Genomic DNA, 15087 nt, shown 5'->3' with positions numbered 1-15087 from the left:
GAAACGGAAATCCCCCATGCCCGTCATCAACCGTGTTGCCGCACTCTCCGACGAAATGGCCGCCTGGCGCCATGACTTCCACGAGAACCCGGAACTGCTCTACGAGGTGCACCGCACCGCCGGCATCGTTGCCGACAAGCTGCGCGCGTTCGGCTGCGATGAGGTGGTGACCGGCATCGGCCGCACCGGCGTGGTCGGCGTGATCCGCGGCCGCAAGGCTACGTCCGGCCGAACGATCAGCCTGCGCGCCGACATGGACGCGCTGCCGATCATGGAGACGTCGGGCGTGCCTTATGCCTCGAAAGTTCCCGGCAAGATGCACGCCTGCGGCCATGACGGGCACACCGCGATGCTGCTGGGCGCCGCAAAGTATCTCGCCGAGACGCGCAATTTCGACGGCACCGCCGTCGTGATCTTCCAGCCGGCCGAAGAAGGCGGCGGCGGCGGCAAAGCGATGGTTGACGACGGCATGATGACCCGCTGGAACATCCAGGAGGTCTACGGCATGCACAACATGCCAGGCCTGCCCGAGGGCCATTTCGCAACGACCCCCGGCGCGATGCTCGCCTCCTCCGACAACATCCAGATCACCGTTCACGGCAAGGGCGGCCATGCCGGCGCCGGCCCGCACAAATCGATCGACAGCGTGCTGATCGGGTCGCAGATCGTCAACGCGCTGCAATCGATCGTCGCGCGCAACGTCGATCCGCTGAAATCCGCCGTCGTCTCCATCACCCAGTTCCACGCCGGCACGGCGTTCAACATCATTCCTGAGGTCGCCGAGCTCAGCGGCACCGTGCGCACGCTCGATCCCGAAGTGCGCGATCTGGTCGAGCGCCGCATCGGCGAGGTCGCCGACAGCGTGGCGCGCGCCTATGGCGGATCGGCCGAGACCAAATATAGCCGCATGTATCCGGTGACGATGAACCACGCGCGCGAAGCCGGCGTTGCCGCCGAGGTCGCGCGCGAGATTGCCGGTGCCGATCGCGTCAACGAAAAATTCATTCCGATGATGGGCGCCGAGGACTTCTCCTTCATGCTGGAAGCGCGTCCAGGCGCGATGATCCTGGTCGGCATGGGCGACGGCAATGAGTGCCACCATCCCGCCTACGTCTTCAACGACAACATTCTCGGCCACGGCGCGTCCTATTGGGTGCGCCTGATCGAGAAGACGATGCCGGCGGGCTAAGCCACCCAACCCATTACGCGACACCGGCGCGCTTGCCGGAAAACTCGACGAAGCTGCGCTCGTCGTCGTCGGAGTGGAAGGCGATGCGGGGGATGAAGACCCCCGCGGCGCGGTCCATCCAGAGAACGATGATGTTCCTGGCGACGCTCACCCCTTCGAAGAAGCCTACGCGTACACCACCTCATGCCGCATCACGAACGGGTCGAGCAGCTTGTGCACCTCGCCTGCGACCTCTTCGCGCTTGCCGTCCGGCACGCCTGCGATCGTCACCGTCGCGATCGAGCCGTGGCTGCCATGCGCGCCGACCTTCACCTTGCAGTCGATGCCCTTCTCGGTGACCGGGGTCAGCACCTTGGCAAACACGCGCTGGGCTGCATTCCAGCGCAGTTGCGGCTTGAACACCTTGCCGACGCCGGTAACGGGCATGGGATCGATCGAAATGATCTGCACAGGCACGGCGGCGCGCTCGGGCGTGCGCTCGCGCACCCAGGTCTCCAGCTCGCCCGGCTCGACCGTGGCACCGGGCTTGAGTTGCACGTAACCGACGGGGAGCTCGCCGGCATAGGCGTCGGGCTGGCCAACCACGGCGGCAAAGCCGACGGCCGGATGCTGGAACATGATCTCCTCGATCGGAGCCGGATCGATGTTGTGACCGCCGCGGATCACGAGATCCTTGGCGCGGCCGGTGATCCAGAGATGGCCGTCCGCATCGAGCCGGCCGAGATCGCCGGAATTGACCCAGACCTCGTCGACAAAAGCGCCCTCGTTGTGAGTATCGTTGAGATAACCGCCGAACACGCCGGGCCCGGCCATGATCACGACGCCGATCTCGTCCACGGCGCAGTCGCGCTCGAGCCGTCCCCCGCCGTCGAGCTTGACGATACGCACGCGGGCGTAAGGCATCGGCAGGCCGACCGAGCCGAGACGGATGGGCCGGTCCGGATAGGCCATGGTGTGCACGCTCGAGGTTTCCGTCATGCCGTAGACCTCGACCACCGGGAGCTTCAGCTTGTCCTGGATCGCGGAGCCGACCGCCACCGGAATCGCCGAGCCGCCGCCGGCGGCAAATTTCAGGCTCGAAATGTCGGCACCGCCTGGCGGCACGGCGAGCGTCGCCGCAAGCACGGTCGGCACGCTCGACAGCGCCTCCGGCTTGAAGCGTTCGACGAGCTGCCAGATGTTCTTCACCGCATTGGGATTGCGCCAGCCGGACGGCGACAGCACGACGAGGCAGCCGCCGCCCGCAAGCGTCGTCAGCACCTGCGTCAGCGATCCCCCGACGTGAAACAGCGGCATGCCGAACAGGAGATTGCCGCCCGGCTTCGACTTCAGCAGCAGGTTGAGCCCCCACGCCTGGTAGACCTGGTTGGCATGGGTGTGGCGCACGAGCTTTGGCGTGCCGGTGGTGCCTCCGGTATGGAAATAGGCGGCGATGTCGCTGCCGGAAATCTTGCGGCCGCTGACGAGCCGGTCCGCCGGCTGCTGCTTGATGAGATCGTTGAAGGCGAAGATGCCGTTCGCGGGATCGCCGCCGCCACCGACCTGCACGATGGCCTTGAGGCGCTTCAGGGATGGGCGGATCTGTTCGACCTTCTGCCAGATGTCCGTGCCGGGCACGGGGCCGAGCGCCACCAGGATCGTGGTGTTGGCGGCCTCCAGAATCTCAGCGATCTGATGCGGCTCCAGCAGCGGATTGACGGGATTGGCAATGCCGCTGGCCTCCGCGCCGAACAGCGTCACGAAAGCGTCGGGCAGGAGCGGCAGCATGAAGCTGATGACGTCGTCTTTGCCCGCACCCAGCGCGTGAAACATGTTGGCGGCCTGCGTGACGCGCGCGACGAAGTCACGGTGCGAGATGACCAGCGGCACATCGGCGGGATCGGCATTGGGCAGGAACTGGATCGCCGGCGCATCGGGATTGCCGGCCGCCCCGAGCCTGATCGCATCATAGGTGCTTTCGGCCGCGATGCGCTCCGCGTAAGGCACCTGCTCCAGGGCACGGACCTGCTCGTCCGTGGCCAATTCCGGATAGTCCTCGCCGATGATCCGATCGAGCGCGTGAATGCCCGCCATTTCCGTCCATCCTCCCTCATGTCTGGTGCCCGCCTGGCTTGTTTGAGTTTGCTTTCAGGCGGGGCTCGATCCGTCCGCGCGGATCAAGAGCTGACAGAATGATCGATGATTTGGCCGCCGTCCATGCCCTCCGGAAGCCGGAATTCGGCGCAGGCTTTTCACCTAGGGCCCCTCGCTCTCCAGGCGCTTGCCGAAGAAATGGCAGACGCCGAGACCGGTCAGGGATGCCTCGTTGGACGTGGCATCAAAGCATGGCCGCCTGCACCCGGGCTAGGGGTGATTTGGCGATTGAACCTCCTTAACCGGCGGGGGGACCAAGGGACTGAGGTTACGACCGACGTTTCGTGGCAGGCGCCGTCTGCCGGAAGAGAGGACGCCATGACCATCGACACGTGGGCCTTTGGACGCAGGACGAGTGACGGGACGACCGGGCTGATCGCGGCTCTCGTCCTCGGCGCCGCAGTCGCCGTCCCCCTGCACGCGGCGCGCGCCGAGGATGCGCCGGTCGACAAGATGCGTGCCAAGATCGGAGCCTTCGCCGAAAAGGCGATCGCACAACAGGGCGGCTCACGCATGGTGTTCAAGGTCGACGCCGGCGCCTTGCGCGACAGGACGGTGAACGATCTGCGCGATGATCTCTATCGCATCGTGCACGATGGCCGGATTCCTTTCTCCGGCCTTGCGATCCGCGACGGCGGCGTCGAGATCAGGATCACCGAGCCGAAGGACCGCGACCGCGTGCTCGCCAAGCTGACCGCCCCAAAGGACTACCCGCCGATCCCCGGCAGCCCCGTCACCGTGGCCGATGCAGGTAGCGGACAGATCAGGTTCACGCCAACGGACGCCGCCTTCGCTGCCTATCTGCGCGACCTGGTCGACCGGTCCATGACCATGATCGACCAGCGCCTGTACGACATCGACATCAAGCCGGCCGGCGTGCTGCCCGACGGGGCCGACCGCATTCGCCTGGTGTTGCCGGGCGTGACCGATCCCGATCGGGTCGCTGCGCTTTTCGCGAAAAAGGTGCGGGTCAGCTTCCGCATGGTGGATATCTCGACTTCTCCCCAAGACGCCCTGAAGGATTCCCTGCCCGCAGGCTCCGACGTTCTCTACGGCTTCAAGGACAATGCGCCTTGGCTCGTGCTGAAGGAAGGCCTGCTCGACGGCGACGACCTCAGCGATGCCGCGCCGGGCTACGACTCCAGGACCCACGATCCGATCGTGAGCTTCCGCTTCAACGCCCGCGGCCAGCGGCGATTTGCCCATGCCACCGAAGAAAATGTCGGCAAGCCGTTTGCCATCGTGCTCGAGGACAAGGTGATCGCGGCACCAGTCATCCGCGAGCCGATCACCGGTGGCCAAGGGCAGATTTCAGGAAACTTCACGGTTCAAGAGGCCAGCAGCGTCGCCAGCAAGCTGGTCGCTGCGGCACTTCCCGGACGTCTGACCCTAGTCGAGCAGAAGGTCGTGGAGCCAGGCGCAGCGAGCCGCTAGGCGCCGCCGCCTCGGTCTTCATTGCCCGGAGTGGCTCCGCAACCATTCGCGCAAGGCGGGCGGGAGATCCGCCGGATTCGTGCTCTGGGTCACGACCGCGGTGTTTCCGCCGCTCTTGCGGTAGACGGTCGTGCGCCCGGGCTCTTTCTCGATCCGCACTTCGACTTGAGCGGGATCGCCGCTTTGGGTGATCACCGTCCGGCCGTTGGCATCCTCCACGATCGTCGTATGACCGTCTCCGTCATTGCCGGCCGATGCCGGCCCCGTTCCGCCCGACACCATCATCACCACTCCTGCTGCAAACAGAACGAGCTTCATGTGCGTGCCTCTTGCAATCACCGCCCGAACTGGAAGATGGCTGCCCAGTTGAAGCGACCGAACTGGCTGACGCTGCCCCGGTTCATGTCGCCAACCTGCACAAGCAGCGTACCGGTGACATCGCCCATCTGCATGACGTTCGCCGTATTGCTCGCGCCAAACTGACCGATCGCGGCGCTCGTCGTCCCGCCGGTCTGCATGACGTTAGCATAGTTGGTCGCTCCGGTTTGGATAATCGTTGCACCCACCGGACCCGCACCGCCGAGTTGGATCACCTGCACGAAGTTGAGCTTGCTGCCGTTTTCCTCGACCACCACCGGCTTCTGATCATTGCCGAACGCAAAGACCGTCTCGACGCTGATCTTGTCGTTGGACGCGCCGGTCTTGATTGCACCGGCGGACGCTTCGGTACTCGCCGCGACTACGGCGGCGACTGCGGTCGCCGCCCAGATTTGACTGCGCCATCTCATGAGATCTTTCTCCCAACGCGTCCGAACGAAGCTCGGATCTCACGGACTGGTCTGCGTGACGTGCGACGTGTTGTTCAGGCCGACCTGGCCAACGAACCCGGAATTCCAGTTCCCGAATTGGGAGAGCGAAGCGCTGTTCGTTCCGCCAAATTGCAGGATGCCGGTGGCGTTGTTGGTTCCGTTCTGGGTGACCGTCGCGCTGGTCGTGCCGCCGACCATGAATATGCCGGCCATGTTGGTCGAGCTGTTCTGGTTCAATACGACCGGCGGCCCGTTGACCGAGACGATCGTCTTGATGTCGGCGCTTTGCGCCCGTGCCGGGCCGCTCACTGCGCAACAGGAGACGAGAGCTACCATCGCAGCGGCCAGAAGATGCTTGTTCATCACATGCCTCCACATTGTTGTCGAGATCTCGGTACGACCTCACGTCACGGGGCTGCCTGCAGGATGGTGGAGCCGTTCAGGAGTCCGAGCTGGCCCACGGCGGCCGTGTTGTTCAAGCCGATCTGACCGATCAGGCTCGTGTTGGAGCCGCCGAACTGACCGACCGCGGCATTATTGGTCGCGGTAGGCGTCGTGCCGCCCTGTCCGATTGTCGCCGAATTGACCGAGGATAGCGATCCCAACTGCACGCTCGTCGCGTTGTTGTTGGCACCGAATTGCAGCGTCGTCGCGGTATTGTTCACCGGGCCGCTCTGCGCTGTAGACGAAACATTCGTCGTTCCGAACTGCAACACGCTGACCGTGTTGTCAGCTTTGGCTTGGACAGAAGTCAGCGCACTGAGCGTGACGACCGTCGCGACTAGATAATTGATCCGCATGTGAACTCTCCGTAGTAGCAACTGGTCGATCCGCCGTTTCATCAACGAGCCTGATCGCAATTATTTTGGAATATGGCCCGGGCGCGCCCGCGCTGTGACGCGCCCAGGTAGGTACGGGGCTGGCTTAGTGCTGCGTGATGGAGCTGAGGTTCAGGCCACCACCGATCTGACCAACGGCAGCGAAGTTGCTCGGCGGGCCACCGATCGAGAACTGGCCGATCGAGCTGGTGTTGTTGCCGGTCGCAATCTGCCCGGTGATGGCCGCGTTCACGGCGCCAACCTGGGTCACTGAGCTGGTGTTGTTGAGCGAAGGCGTGGTCGTGCCCTGCAGGGTGAGCGCACCATTCACGAGGCCGACCTGAGTGGTGGTCGAGCTGTCGTTCACGTGGCCCTGCTGGTTCACGGAGGAGCCGTTTACGAGGCCGATTTGGAAGGTGGTCGCGGTATTGTCGGCGCGGGCGCCGGCGGTGAGAGCGAAGAGTGCGACGGAAGCAAGAATGAACTTACGCATGGAGTATCCCTTTCGTGCCAAGGTTAGCGTTTGCGATGTCGTATGCAAAACTCTGCGACATCATGCGGGATACTCTGAACCGTCGACGCGACGCTTGATAGACTGAGGTTCATGCTAGTCCGGACGGACTAGATGCCACGTGCGACTTTGCACCATTTGACGCAACCGCGCCTTGACGTGTCGTCGCAACGTTCGGCCTGATGCTGTCGACGAGCCTCACCACCTCGATGGGTGAACGCAGCTGAAGCTTCCGCATCATGCGCGCGCGGTGCACCTTCACCGTCACCTCGCTGACATTCAGCCTGGCCGCAATCTGCTTGGCGACAAGTCCCTCCGCCATCAGCAGCAATATGTCGCGCTCGCGCGACGTGAGCTCCTCGAAGCGCTGCCAGGCCTGGCGCACAACGAGCTCGCGCTCGAGCCGCCTGCGGTCGCGTTCCACGCCGAGCCGCACCGCATCGAGAAACTCCTGCTCGCGAAATGGCTTGGGCAGGAATTCCACCGCGCCGCGCTTCATCGCTTCCACCGAGGTGCGGATGTCGGAATGGCCGCTGATGAACACGATCGGAACCAAGACCCCGGAGTCGGCCAGCGTTCGCTGCAGATCGAGCCCGGTCGGCGCGGTGCCGGGAAAGCGAACGTCGAGCACCAGGCACGACGGACCATCGGAGAGCTGCTCCACCAAGAATTCGTCGGTCGAGCCGAACAGCTTCACTTCAAGTCCGGCGTCGTGGCAGATATCTCCAAGCAAGGTCCTTATTTGCTCATCGTCGTCAATCACGTAAATCGTTGGCGGGCGCGTGCTCATGACTCAAAGTCTCCTCGTCCAATAACTTTTTGTCGTGAGAACCGATCGGCGCCGGGTTTCCTCACATGCAATCAACCAACCATCCTAGTGCAGCGGCGTGACATTGCTGTGGGCTAGTTCACACTTCCTGCGCCTTCCCTTCGATGCGACAGATCGATGACAACGCGCCGCATGTGCAGGCGACGAAACACTGCTTCGCATTCGACGATGATCATTAAGCCTGGTCTTGCGTGAGATCGCGGCATCGCCGCCGAGATGACGCAGCGTTGCGGATGCGGAAGGCCGAGCTTCCGTGCGACGAATGTGCTGAAGCAGCTGCCGTGTCGCCCACGTGGTCATGGCGCGCTCTCATACACGAGCAGAAATCAGTATGCTCCGACCGGCCCATATCCCCACCACACCATAGCACATTCTACAATTAGTGATTGAAAAAGATCGATTCTGTGGCCGCGACGAATCCCGAAGTATATCCATCATCCCAATAGTGGTGGATCGACGGCACACAACTTGACGTTTGTTTCATGGAGCACACACGACCAGGCGCCTAGAAGCGACGACATATTGCTGGACCGTCAAGCGATAGCGCAGGGATTACTACCTGTGCGTGAGGGTGCAGATTGTGCCTGACGGTCTTCTTTTTGATAAGGCCGGGGTTTCAATATGCGTTTTGTGCCAATCCTCGTTGCGTTGGGTGGCGTTTCCGCATTTGCGGCGACTTTTGCCATCGATCCCGCCGGTTTGCGTTCTTCGGCCATCTGGATCGCAAACGAAGCCGGACACGCCTATCGCGCAACCACGCAGACCATTCTCCCCGCCGCACATGAAGCTCCGACCTTCGGCTCCGACCCGCCGATGTTCCGCTACGCCTCGATCCAGCGCGGCAGCATCGAGCAGACGATCACGGTGACCGGCGCGCTTCAGCCGGTGAAGACGATCGAGGTGGGCTCGCAACTGTCGGGGCAGATCTCGAAGGTCTACGTCGACTTCAACGACAATGTGCGAAAGGATCAGCCGCTGGCACAGATCGACCCGCGGAGCTTTGCGGCCAAGGTCGACGAAGCCAAGGCGGCGATCGAGATGGCGCGCGCCAATGTCGAGCTGGAGCAGGCCAAGCTCGACCGCGGCAAGATCGACCTGGAGAATGCGAAGGGCACAAGGGCGGTGCTGGCAGCCAAGCTCGACAGCGCCCAGGCCGTCAAGGCGTCGGCGCAGCGGACGCTCCAGCGCAAACTGGCGTTGCAGTCGCAGAACGTGGTAGCGGCCACGACGGTCGAGGATGCGCAGACCGATTTCACCGCGCGCCTCGCACAGGAGCGCGAGGCGGAAGTTCTGGTGACGCTGAACGCCTACGCCGTCGAGGGCGCCACCGCCGACGTGCGCCGGATCGAGGCCGAGCTCCGGCAGGCGAGGACGGCAGTGCCGGAGAAGGAGGCTATTCTCCGCGCCGCCGAGGCCGATCTCGACCGCACCATCATCCGCTCTCCAATCGACGGCGTGGTCGTCGGCCGGTTCATCAACGAGGGCCAGACGCTCGCGGTCGGCCTCGAGGCGCGAACCGCCTTCCTTGTTGCGCACCGGCTCGAGGACATGGAGATCCACGCCCAGGTCGATGAGGCGGATATCGGACGCATCGCCGCCGCCCAGCGCGCGCACTTCACTGTCGATTCCTATCCCGACCGCCGCTTCGAAGCGATCGTGCGACAGGTCCGCAAGGCGCCGCAGACGCAGCAGCACGTGGTGACCTATACCGTCGTGCTGTCGACCTCCAACCTCGACGGCGCACTGCTTCCCGGCATGACCGCACTCGTCAAGATCGTGGTCGACCGCCAGGACGACGTTCTGAAGGTACCGGTCGCCGCGCTGCGCTTCCAGCCGAGCGGCACGCAGCCATCGACGGCCCAGAGCCGCGACGGCGTATGGCTGCGCACGCCCACGGGGTCGCTCAAGCGCATCTCGGTCACGGTTGGCGCCGACGGCGCCGAGCAGGTCGCGCTCAAGAGCGGCGACTTGGCGGAAGGCAGCCAGGTCGCGGTCGGACAGGCGATCCGGCCTGCGGGCATGGAACTTCTCGGCATAAGGTTCGGATCATGACCGCCCTGCCCGCGCTCGTCAGCCTCAGATCGGTCTGTCGCACCTACCGGAGCGACGGCGTCGCGGTGACCGCGGTGCGCGACGTCAGCTTCGACATCCGGCGCGGTGAAAGTCTTGCCATCATGGGCCCGTCGGGGTCCGGCAAATCGACCCTGATGAACATGATCGGACTGCTTGATCGGCCGAGCGAGGGCGCGATACTCCTGGAAGGAGGCGACGTCGCCGATCTGCCTGATGACCGCAGGTCCGCACTGCGCGCGCACGCCATCGGCTTCGTGTTCCAATCATACAATCTGCTCGCGCGGCACAATGCGGTCGAGAACGTGGCGCTGCCCCTCGTCTATGGCGGCATCCGCCACAAGCAGCGGATGCTGCGCGCCGAACAGTGCCTCGAGGCGGTCGGCATGCTGCACCGGGCGCGGCATTATCCGCGACAACTGTCCGGCGGCGAGCAGCAGCGCGTTGCGATCGCGCGAGCCCTCGTCGCCTCGCCGGCAATCGTGCTCGCGGACGAGCCGACCGGCGCGCTCGACAGCCGGACCGGCGCCGAGATTCTGGCCCTGTTCGACGCACTCCACGACGGCGGCCAGACCGTCGTGATGATCACCCACGATTCCAGCGTGGCCGCGCGCTGCGAACGAACCATTCGCCTGCATGACGGCGAGGTCGTCGCGGATGAGATGTGTCACCCAATGCCAAACAAGGTCTGGGCATCATGACGGCATATCAGGCCCTTCAGACTGCCCTTCACGCGCTGCGCCTGAATCCGCTACGCAGCATCCTGACCATCCTGGGTATCGTGATCGGCGTGGCCTCGATCGTCACCGTCTTCGCCATCGGCAAGGGCGCGCAGCTTCGAGTCGAGGAGCAGATCCGCTCGATCGGCTCCAACGTGCTGATGATCATGCCGGGTGCGGTTCAACAGGGTGCGGTTCGCATGAAGGCCGGCACCAAGCTGACGATGACCGAAGGTGATGTGCAGGCGATCCTCGATCAGATTCCTGAGATCCAGACCGCGGCGGGTTCGGTCGCGGGCACCGCGCAAGTCATCCGGGAAGCCAAGAACTGGAACACCACGATCAACGGCACGACCACTTCGCACTTCATGGTGCGCGACTGGCAATTGTCATCCGGACGATACTTCTCCGCGGCCGAGGAAGCGAGCGCCGCGAAGGTCGTCATTCTGGGCAGTGCCGCCGCCAAGGAGCTGTTCGCGCCGGGCGACGATCCGATCGGCGCGCAAGTCAGGATCATGCAGGTCCCGCTCGAAGTCATCGGCGTGCTCGATCGCAAAGGTCCGGCGCAGGACGATGTCGCCTTCGTTCCATTGACCACCGCCAAGCTGCGCTTTCTCGGCAGCGCGAGCGGTATCAACCGGGACGCCATTGCTTATATCCTCGTCAAGGTTGCCTCCGATACACAGATGGCGGGCGCGACCAGCGAGATCGAGGGCCTGCTGCGGCAACGACACAGGATTCCCGCAGGCCAGGCCGACGATTTCAAGGTGCAGGATCCCGCGGCCGCCATGGAGGCGCAACAGGGCGCCATCCGCACCGTGGCGCTGCTGCTGTTCGCGATCGCCTCGGTCTCGCTCCTCGTCGGCGGCATCAGCATCATGAACGTCATGATCGTGTCCGTCACCGAGCGCACCCGCGAGATCGGAATTCGCCGCGCGCTTGGCGGCCGGATGCGCGATATTCGTTTGCAATTCCTTTGCGAAGCTCTCGTCCTTTGTCTTCTTGGCGGCGCCATCGGCGTCGTCGGCGGCGTCACGATGTCGATGACGGTGGCGCGAATGGCCGGCTGGGTCACCGCGGTCGACATGCAGTCGATCGGCCTCGCCGTAGGATTTTCAGCCGTGACCGGTGTGATCTTCGGGTTCTATCCCGCCCACATGGCTTCCAAGCTCAGTCCGATCGAAGCGCTCAAGGTGGAGTGAGAAAAATGCTGGGATGGTCACATCAACCTTCATGCCAGGGAGGAATTGGTCATGAATACAAGCGTACCGATCACACCAACACCGCGTGAGCGCGAGCTCATGATGCTGATTGCCCGTGGCATGCAGAACAAGAACATCGCCTACGAGCTCAAGATCTCCGAAAATACGGTTCGCGCGCATATCGGCAACATCATGCGCAAATACCGCCTTCAGAACCGGACTCAGATTGCCATCATCTTCGCGCTTCACGCAGCTTCGCCATCGCTGCGCAGTGACCTCGTGAGTGCCTCCGGTCCGACGCTCAATTCGGCTCCCGTGTCGATCCACCATCGCAGCGTGAACAGCGCCGCGAAGTGACCGCGTTGCATTGGCCGCCGTCAGCCGGCCGAACACCGATGAGCACGGGGATACTCCCTCCGCTGCGCTCAATCGGAATCATCGGCGACCCGCGCGATGGCGGCAACAGGGCCGCCGCCCGGAGGCCCCTGATGCTCGGCCCCGCCGGAGACGTAGACAGCACCGCTTCCCGCAAGACCGCCGATCAGGCCGCCAACGGCGGCGCGGGCATGCCGTGTCGCGCTGATGTCGGTATCCTCCAGCATCGTGTGGCGAAAACCGCGGACGCTGCCGTTCGGCGAAGCCTCCGCCTTGGCGAAGATATTGACGAGCTCGCGGCCCGTATCGGCCATCGATCCCGCCTTTAGCCCCACGCTTGCGAGCGCCTCGATCACGGCAGCGGCATCGATGGCGTCCAGCATGACGGCATGGCCGATCTCGAATGGGCTCGCCGAAGACGCCGCGTTGCCGAGCACGATGACCACGTTGTGCATCAATTCGATCCCCGCCGAGGTCGAGGCCACCGACGAGAACAGCTCGAACCGCCGCAGCACATCCTCGTCGCGGATCCCGCCCTCGATCTCGCCGAGCGCCACCGCGACGCCAAGCGCGGAGGCGCCGCGCGAATAGGCCATCGAGCTGTAGGCACTTGTCGTCACGGTTGTGTTGCCGCGCGCGGAGGCCGCCTCGACACGCTCGCTGGTCAGCAGCGGGCATTTGATCTGGACGAAATGCACGTCTTTCGGCTCGGTGATGCCGGCATCCGCCATGGCGGACGCTACCGCCTTTGCCGTTTCCTCGATCTGCGCACTGCGGCCAAGCTCCTCAGGCAAGAAATCCCGGGTCTGTGCCATGCCGATGCTGAGCCGCTTTCCCGCAAGACCTGCCGGCGCCGGCGCGATGCTTTGGCGCGTGAAGACGGTGATGTGCGGGCTGAGCACGCCCTCGGTACCGCCGGACATCACGAAGGCAATGCGCTGCTCGACCTGATGAGGCTCGAGCCCGACGTAGGGCGCAAGCGCGGTGCAGAGCGCGGCCACGGCATACTCGCGCGTGAAGTCGTTCACGCCGCCATTGCCCTCGGTCTTGCCCAGGATCGCGAGGATCGCCTTCGGATCGATCTCGCCCTGCTCGATCATCCCCAAAAGGCCTGCCACGTCGCCCGGCCCTTTGGTGGCAATGCGAACGACGCCGACCGATGTTGTGCGCATACCACCCCCCTCGCGGTGGCGATGCAGCGGCCGACCGCACAGCGAGCATAGTGGCCGGCACGAGGATTTCCAGACTGCAAAATCTGCTGTCGCTTTCGTCAGGCTGTCATCGAACCGCTGCACAGAATTGCAGCAGACGGCGCTGACGACCACTCCACGTCGTCAAAGGCAACCGCGCGCTCGGCCCGGTGCCAGAACTCGCCGGCGCGGCCCTCCGGCCGTCCGGCTTCTTCCCTGTGGTGGTGGGCACGTGCGCGAATCTGCTCATCGACCGGGGTAAGGCATCACAAGTCTCCCAGCGATCAACCGGTCCCCATGATCTGCCGCTCCAGGCGCCGAGCCGCGCGAAACTCATCCGGATGATGGATATTGGGCGCGAACGCCGCCTCCCTGGACAAGAGATGATAGACGCGCGCGACGGTTCGCTGCTTGCGCTTTGCCGGTCCCGTCGGCAAGGCACGCGCCTTGCGGGTGGCCGCGATCGCGTGCTCACGAAAATAGTCGTAAGAATCGGACATGACGGCTCACCGAACACTGCTTTCGGTGCTAACGGCCTCGGATGGGGTCCGTTCCTCCCCTCCCGGTCGGACCGGTTTTCGGGCCCGACGAGTGGACAATTGCCGAAACCGCCGCGCGGGCTAGAATTGGCCGCTTGCATCGAATCCGCCGGTCATCTTACTCAAACGATCGTATCGATTTCGATTATCAGTATCCGAAAAGCACCGACGGCTTGAGGCGTGGGGAAATATGATGGCGTCCAGCGCAGATATCTCGTCGATTTTGAACCGCATTCTCGATACGGCTGCGGACAATCTCAGGGTCGCGAAGATCCTGATGCAGATGGGCCTCGATCCCAACAACATCACCTACGACGCCCTGTTCAACCGCCTGCTGGAAATCTTCCTGGCCAACATCACGCTGGCCAATCTATTCGCCGTCGTCGGCGCGATCTTCTTCGTCGCGACGCTTCTGATGCAGACCATGGTTCCGCTGCGGGTCGCCAACATGATCGGCTGTGCGTTGTTCGCCGCCTACGGCCTGCTGTCAGGCAACATGTCGACCTTTCTGCTGTATCTGCTGCTGGTCCCCATCAACGGCGTGCGCCTCCGCCAGATGCTCAAGCTCGTCAAGAAGGCACGCCACGCGACGCAGGGCGACATGTCGATGGAATGGCTGAAGCCCTTCATGACCGAGCGCAAATACCGCCATGGTGACACCCTCTTCAAGATCCACGACCCCGCCAACGAGATGTTCCTGACGGTGACCGGAAAGTTTCTGGTCAAGGAGATCAACATCGAGATCCCGCCTGGCCGCCTGATGGGTGAGCTCGGCTTCCTGACGCCGAACAACCAGCGCACCGGAACGGTGGAGTGCATCGAGGACGGCCAGGTGCTGACCATCACCTATGAACGGCTGCTCGAGATCTACTTCCAGGACCCGCAGTTCGGCTACTACTTCCTCGTCCTCGCCAGCCAGCGCCTGCTCGAAAACATCCAGCGCTTGCAGGAACAGATCAAGGCGGAGCGAGCGGCGACCACGAACAGGATCGCTTGAAGAGCGCAGCGAAGCAATACAGGCTGCCGCCGCGGAAAGACTCTGGATTGCTTCGCTTCGCTCGCAATGACGAGATTATCGAAGCGCGCGCCGCACTCGCACTGTCATCGCCTGCGAAAGCGGGCGATCCAGTATTCCAGAGATGGTGACGAGATACGGAGAAGTTGCGGCGTACTGGATGCACCGCTTGCCGCCCACGCTGAAGCTTCGGCGAGCCAAGGCCCACGCCCCCCAGCGAAGCCTTAGCGTAGCCGGGTCGCGGTGCGTGATAG

At 63.7% G+C, this 15087-nt stretch carries 18 protein-coding genes; 7 read left to right on the top strand and 11 right to left on the bottom strand.

The features are described from left to right. Window positions 1–16: 16 nt before the first annotated feature. The gene (locus tag NLM33_RS45185) at window positions 17–1189 is read left to right on the top strand and encodes a M20 aminoacylase family protein (RefSeq protein ID WP_254105162.1); all 1173 of its coding nucleotides are present in this window, start codon (window positions 17–19) and stop codon (window positions 1187–1189) included. A 13-nt stretch (window positions 1190–1202) separates the two neighbouring features. Here the strand turns inward: NLM33_RS45185 and NLM33_RS45180 are convergent, their stop codons facing one another. Together NLM33_RS45180 and NLM33_RS45175 are read right to left on the bottom strand one after the other, a co-directional pair. Next, window positions 1203–1340, bottom strand: a complete 138-nt coding sequence (locus tag NLM33_RS45180; RefSeq protein WP_254105161.1) for a hypothetical protein — start codon at window positions 1338–1340, stop codon at window positions 1203–1205. A gap of 14 nt (window positions 1341–1354) precedes the next feature. Further along, window positions 1355–3262, bottom strand: a complete 1908-nt coding sequence (locus NLM33_RS45175; protein WP_254105159.1) for an acyl-CoA synthetase — start codon at window positions 3260–3262, stop codon at window positions 1355–1357. A gap of 378 nt (window positions 3263–3640) precedes the next feature. Here NLM33_RS45175 and NLM33_RS45170 point away from each other — a divergent pair, with 378 nt between their 5' ends. Next, on the top strand, window positions 3641–4756 hold the full coding sequence (locus tag NLM33_RS45170) for a preprotein translocase subunit SecD (RefSeq protein WP_254105157.1): 1116 nt from the start codon (window positions 3641–3643) through the stop codon (window positions 4754–4756). Window positions 4757–4774: 18 nt separating this feature from the next. Here the strand turns inward: NLM33_RS45170 and NLM33_RS45165 are convergent, their stop codons facing one another. The 6 genes from NLM33_RS45165 to NLM33_RS45140 form a co-directional block, all read right to left on the bottom strand. After that, entirely contained in the window at window positions 4775–5074 is a 300-nt protein-coding gene (locus tag NLM33_RS45165; protein ID WP_254105155.1) for a DUF4968 domain-containing protein, read from the bottom strand. A 17-nt stretch (window positions 5075–5091) separates the two neighbouring features. Next, complete coding sequence (locus NLM33_RS45160) at window positions 5092–5544, bottom strand: curlin (RefSeq protein ID WP_254105153.1); 453 nt, start codon at window positions 5542–5544, stop codon at window positions 5092–5094. A 39-nt stretch (window positions 5545–5583) separates the two neighbouring features. Continuing rightward, on the bottom strand, window positions 5584–5928 hold the full coding sequence (locus tag NLM33_RS45155) for a curlin repeat-containing protein (protein ID WP_254105151.1): 345 nt from the start codon (window positions 5926–5928) through the stop codon (window positions 5584–5586). Between the two features lie 44 nt (window positions 5929–5972). Beyond that, on the bottom strand, window positions 5973–6365 hold the full coding sequence (locus tag NLM33_RS45150) for a curlin (RefSeq protein WP_254105149.1): 393 nt from the start codon (window positions 6363–6365) through the stop codon (window positions 5973–5975). Between the two features lie 124 nt (window positions 6366–6489). Next, window positions 6490–6876 (bottom strand): curlin subunit CsgB, encoded by a 387-nt coding sequence (locus NLM33_RS45145; protein ID WP_254105147.1) that lies wholly within the window; start codon window positions 6874–6876, stop codon window positions 6490–6492. 109 nt (window positions 6877–6985) lie between these two features. Then, window positions 6986–7684 (bottom strand): response regulator transcription factor, encoded by a 699-nt coding sequence (locus NLM33_RS45140; RefSeq protein WP_254105146.1) that lies wholly within the window; start codon window positions 7682–7684, stop codon window positions 6986–6988. Between the two features lie 660 nt (window positions 7685–8344). Between NLM33_RS45140 and NLM33_RS45135 the strand changes: the two genes are divergently transcribed. From NLM33_RS45135 to NLM33_RS45120, 4 genes are read left to right on the top strand one after another with little or no spacing between them, the layout of a single operon-like run. After that, entirely contained in the window at window positions 8345–9775 is a 1431-nt protein-coding gene (locus NLM33_RS45135; protein WP_254105144.1) for an efflux RND transporter periplasmic adaptor subunit, read from the top strand. Continuing rightward, a complete protein-coding gene (locus tag NLM33_RS45130) occupies window positions 9772–10494 on the top strand; it encodes an ABC transporter ATP-binding protein (RefSeq protein WP_254105142.1) in 723 nt (240 codons plus the stop codon). Before NLM33_RS45135 ends, NLM33_RS45130 begins: the two co-directional genes overlap by 4 nt. Beyond that, window positions 10491–11714, top strand: coding sequence for an ABC transporter permease (locus NLM33_RS45125; protein WP_254105140.1), 1224 nt, complete (start codon window positions 10491–10493; stop codon window positions 11712–11714). The genes NLM33_RS45130 and NLM33_RS45125 overlap by 4 nt, the downstream gene beginning before the upstream one ends. A 51-nt stretch (window positions 11715–11765) precedes the next feature. Further along, on the top strand, window positions 11766–12071 hold the full coding sequence (locus NLM33_RS45120) for a response regulator transcription factor (protein ID WP_254105138.1): 306 nt from the start codon (window positions 11766–11768) through the stop codon (window positions 12069–12071). Window positions 12072–12139: 68 nt separating this feature from the next. On the opposite strand, the gene NLM33_RS45115 is transcribed toward NLM33_RS45120, so the two are convergent. The 3 genes from NLM33_RS45115 to NLM33_RS45105 form a co-directional block, all read right to left on the bottom strand. Beyond that, the gene (locus tag NLM33_RS45115) at window positions 12140–13261 is read right to left on the bottom strand and encodes a ring-opening amidohydrolase (protein WP_254105136.1); all 1122 of its coding nucleotides are present in this window, start codon (window positions 13259–13261) and stop codon (window positions 12140–12142) included. A 98-nt stretch (window positions 13262–13359) separates the two neighbouring features. Beyond that, on the bottom strand, window positions 13360–13521 hold the full coding sequence (locus tag NLM33_RS45110) for a DUF2934 domain-containing protein (protein WP_254106169.1): 162 nt from the start codon (window positions 13519–13521) through the stop codon (window positions 13360–13362). A gap of 42 nt (window positions 13522–13563) precedes the next feature. Further along, the gene (locus NLM33_RS45105; RefSeq protein WP_254105134.1) at window positions 13564–13779 is read right to left on the bottom strand and encodes a hypothetical protein; all 216 of its coding nucleotides are present in this window, start codon (window positions 13777–13779) and stop codon (window positions 13564–13566) included. Between the two features lie 229 nt (window positions 13780–14008). Between NLM33_RS45105 and NLM33_RS45100 the strand changes: the two genes are divergently transcribed. Next, complete coding sequence (locus tag NLM33_RS45100; protein WP_371930086.1) at window positions 14009–14815, top strand: Crp/Fnr family transcriptional regulator; 807 nt, start codon at window positions 14009–14011, stop codon at window positions 14813–14815. The last annotated feature ends 272 nt before the right edge of the window (window positions 14816–15087 follow it).

Source organism: Bradyrhizobium sp. CCGUVB1N3, assembly GCF_024199925.1.
Lineage (GTDB): Bacteria > Pseudomonadota > Alphaproteobacteria > Rhizobiales > Xanthobacteraceae > Bradyrhizobium.
The sequence above is the reverse complement of the archived record's forward strand: the minus strand, read 5'-3'. Positions and strand labels throughout refer to the sequence as shown.